The sequence below is a fragment of the Burkholderia dolosa genome (assembly GCF_902499135.1).
GTDB lineage: Bacteria > Pseudomonadota > Gammaproteobacteria > Burkholderiales > Burkholderiaceae > Burkholderia > Burkholderia dolosa.
Genome location: NZ_CABVPR010000124.1, coordinates 1 through 4156 on the forward strand (window position 1 = coordinate 1; position 4156 = coordinate 4156).

At 70.4% G+C, this 4156-nt stretch carries 1 protein-coding gene; it reads right to left on the bottom strand.

Annotated elements, in window-relative coordinates; all coding sequences use genetic code 11:
- Nucleotides 1-3943 (bottom strand): DUF4781 domain-containing protein (locus BUB20358_RS27625; protein ID WP_174905167.1); only part of this gene is annotated, 3943 nt, incomplete at its 3' end.
- Between the last annotated feature and the right edge of the window lie 213 nt (nucleotides 3944-4156).

Sequence of the window (4156 nt, forward strand, 5' to 3'; positions counted from 1 at the left end):
CGTCCGGCTGCGGGCGCGCGCCGGCGCCGGCCGGCTCGGCGGTGTCGACCGGGCGCCAGCGCATCGACTGCGCGTCGGCGCTGCGCCGGTTCGCGCGCGTGCTCTCGCTGCGTTGCGCATCGGCTTCGTCGTGCTGCTGCTGCACGCGTGCGCGCTCTTCGCTGGTGCGCCGCGTGCTGCGCGCGTTGGTGGACGCGCTGGCCGTTTCGCTTTCGGCGGCCGTTTGCGCGAGACGGCTCGGCGCCTGCTGCGCGGCCGTCGACCGGCGATACGCGTCGGTGGCCTGATCGAGCACGTGGTCGAGAATGTCGAGCGGCGTTTTCGCGACGATCTTCGGCGTCACGCTCAGCTCGCCGTCCGCGCCGAACGACATGCGCTCGCCGGTGACGGTGGTCTTGTCGATGCGCGTGCCGTTGGTCCATGCCTTCGGCGACACCGACACGACGGACAGCGTGCCGTCGTTGCCGAGCACGACCGATTCGCCGGGCGGCAGCCGCCGCGCCGACGCGCGGTCGAGCACGCGGATCGGCTTGTTTTCGTACGTGAGCACCTTGTCGCCGACGCGCAGCGTGCCGTCCGGCGACACCTTGACCGCCTGGCCGTCGAGCGTCACGCGCGTACGGCCGGCCGCGAGCGACGACGCGTCGCCCTGGTTCAGAATCCGGCCGATCGTCTGGTTGTCGACCGCGACGGTCTTGCCGTCGGTGCCGCGGATCGGCACCGGTCGGCCGGTGCGCGTGCGCACCGACGTCACCGCGCGCTCCTTCAGCCCGCCCGCGGCCATCAGTGCGACGTTCGTGAAGCCGGCCTTCAGCTCCTCGCCGGCCGCCTCGTGGTTGCCGCGAAGATAATCGACGCCGGCCTCGCCGAACGCCTCGACCGCACCGCCGACGCCCGTCACGACCGCGGTCGTTCGCGCGCCGGTCGCGAGCACCGACGCGACCTTCGGCGTGCGCGTGAGCGTGGTGACCGCGCGCGTGAACAGCTTGCTGCCCGCGAGCTTCGCGGCGCCGGCCGCGCCCATCGGCACGAGGTTGATGAAGTCGGCGCGTGCGCCGGCATCGGTGAACGGGTTGATGCTGCGTCCGTGCTGCGCGCGCGTCGCGAGATCGAGCCCCGCGCTCGTCATCGTCGCGCCGATCGCCGTGTACATCATCCCCGCGCCGAGGATGTTCAGCGGCACGCCGACGACCGCGCCGATGCCGGTGCCGTCGAGCAGCGTGCCGATCCCTTCGAGCGCCATCCCGCCGACCATCATGCCGATGTTCAGGCCGGTGCTCGTCAGCGTGTTCAGGAAGCGGTCGAAGCCGCTTTCGTGATGCGCGGTCTTCGATACCAGCTTCAGCGTGCCGTCCGCGTTGTGGCCGGTCGCGATGTCGACCGTGCCGTCCGACGACAGCTCGTTGTTGTCGAGGTAGTCGTCGATGTCGCTGTACGTGCTGCCGGTCTCGTCGACGTACTGCGTGCTGCCGTCCTTGCCGGTCACCTTGAACAGCGCGCTCGTGGTCATCCCGGCATCCTTCGCCGCGTACACCATCGGCAGCACGTTGACCCGCGTGTCGCCGCCGCCGCCGATCGACAGCAGCTTGTCGCGCAGGCTGTCGATGGTCTTGAGCTTGTCCTTGTCGGTGAAGCGCGCGACGTCGTCGTTCGCCGGCGAGACCGGGTCCGCGCCCGCCGACGACGGATCGCCCGGCACGTCCGGCGGTATCCCGAGCGCGACGCCGATCAGGTTGCGCTGCTCGTTGCCGGTCAGCTTGCCGAACGCGATCGTGTTGCCGTTCTGCGTGCTCGCGCTCGCCGCGTCGAGCAGCGAGTTCGACAGTTCGCCGCGATGCGCTTCGTAGAAATCGTGCAGCGCCTTCTTGTAGTCGTTCTCCGCATCGGAGCCCGGCGCCGCGTAGCGCAGCCGTTCGTCGAGGCCCGCGTCGAACCGGTCCATCAGCACCTGCTGGTGCGACGTCTCGCTCAGCAGCTGCAGCCGCTGCACCGCGTTGTCGGCTTGCGTGACGACCGCCTTCGCGTGGTCGAGCTGATCCTGGTACGGGTTGTGCGGGCGCACCGTCGGCAGCGGAATCATGTCGCCGTCGTGCATCGTGCGAAAGCGCGTCGGCGCCGGATGCGCGGCGGCCCAGTCGTCGTACTGCTGCTGCACCGACGCGAGCGTGCTCTTCGCCTGCGACTGCTGCGTGCGCGCCTGCGCGAGCGCGGCGTTGGTCGCGCGCTCGTTGACCGCATCGGACAGACGCGCATCGGCCGCGCGCACCGCGCCCGCGACCATCTGCATGCGCTTCACGTCGAGCATCGTCGGCCCCGTCGGCGCGGCCGGCGTGTGCGCCGACTGCGGCAGCAGGAACGGGCTCGACGCGAGCGGCGACGACAGCAGCGGCGATGAGCCGTTCGCGGACGTCGGCGAACCGGGCGTCAGCGTCGGCGTGCCGGCGGCATTGGACGGCAACGGCGTGAGCAGCAGCGGCTGGCCGCCCGACGGCTTGAGCAGCGGCGACTGCGCGTTCACCTGCGACTTGAGCTGCGAAGCCTGATCGTCGTACTGCTGCGCGAGCGTCGCGCCGTACGCGGCGACGAAGCCGTCGTGCGCGATGTCGGCCTGCTGCTGCGCCTGATAGAGCTTCGCGTACGCTTCGCCGAGATCGAGATCCACCTGTGGATCCTTGATCATCGCGTGCGGATTGGCCTTGTGCCACGCGTTCGACGCGTCCTGCTTCTTCGTATAGTCGGCCTGCAGCGTATCGACCTGCCGCTGCGCGGACAGCATCTGCAGATAGCCGCCGCTCGTGTTGGCCGCGGTCTGCGCGCGCGCGACCGCGGTCTTCGCATCGGCGACCGCGCCCGGCGAGATCACCGTCGGCCCCAGCTTGCCGCTCGCCGAGTCGTATTGCAGCTGCGCGTTCGCGAGCGTCAGGTTGTCGTTCGCGGCAGCGTAGGCGGCGTTCGCGTAGTTCGCGTCCTTCGCGGCCGACGTGACGGCCTGCTGCGCAGCATCGGCCGAATCGGGCCGCTCCGGCATCGTGACCTGCAGACTCAGCGGCTTCAGCGCATCGTTGAGCCGCCCGACGCCGGCGTCGAGCGCGGCCTTGTAGTCGGGATCGGCGAGATAGGACTGGAACTGCGTATACGCGAGGTTCGAGTTCGCGACGTCCGCGTAGTATTTCGACGCGCCGACCGCCGCCTTCGCGCTCGCGGCCTGCCAGTCGTCGTACAGGCGGATCTGCAGCGGGTTCTTGCAGTCGCTCGGCTGCGGCACCCACTTCGGATCGTTCGCATGATCGGGAAACGCGGCCAGCAGCGTCTTGAACTGCTGATCCGCCGCGTGCTGCGCGTCGCCCGCGTCCGTCACGTTGCCGGAATCGTCGATCTTCATGCCGGCCGGCATGTCGGCGTTCGCCTGCTCGCCGTACAGGATCATGTAGCCGGCGTCGGTCGTCACGTTCAGCTCGCGCTGCGCGGTGTCGGCCGCGGTGCGCGCCTTCGCGTAGTCCGCCTGCGCGGTCTTGCGGTCGTCGGCCGTCGATTCCGGGTCGCGGCTGACGAGATGCAGCACGTTCTGCGCGCCCTGCAGCGTCTGCGATGCGTGGTCGTACTTGGTTTGCGCGTCCTGGATCGCCTTTTGCACCGCGCGCGTCTTGTCGTTCTCGACCGTGATCTCGGGCGGCGGCGCCGTGTACTGCGCGGCCATGCTGCGGATCAGCGACGTCGCCGACGAAATCTCCGCGTTGGTCGGTTTCGACGGATCGCTGGCGAGCGACGCGTCGACCGGAATCGGCGGCGGCGACACGGCCGGGTTCGCGGGGCCGGCCGCCGGATCGTCCTTCTTCGGCGGCGGCGGGGGAGGCGGAGGCGGCGGCGCGACGACCGGATTCAGCGTTTCCGACAGGAAGCGCTGCCAGTTGACGCCCAGTCCCAATCCGTCGATCAACAGCATGCTCGTCTCCGTTGAACCGCGATGCGCGAGACGCACGTCGCGGCGCGATCCTCCGAGTGTACGGACGCGCGTCGACGCGGACGTGCCGCTGTTTCGTAGCGGCGCCGCGCCGCGCACGGGGGCGCGCCGCGCGCGCTACGAGGCGCGTGCGGCGAAACGGGGTGCGAGCGGGGCGTGCGCCACGCTGCCGGCGGCGCCGATGTCGCGACCCCT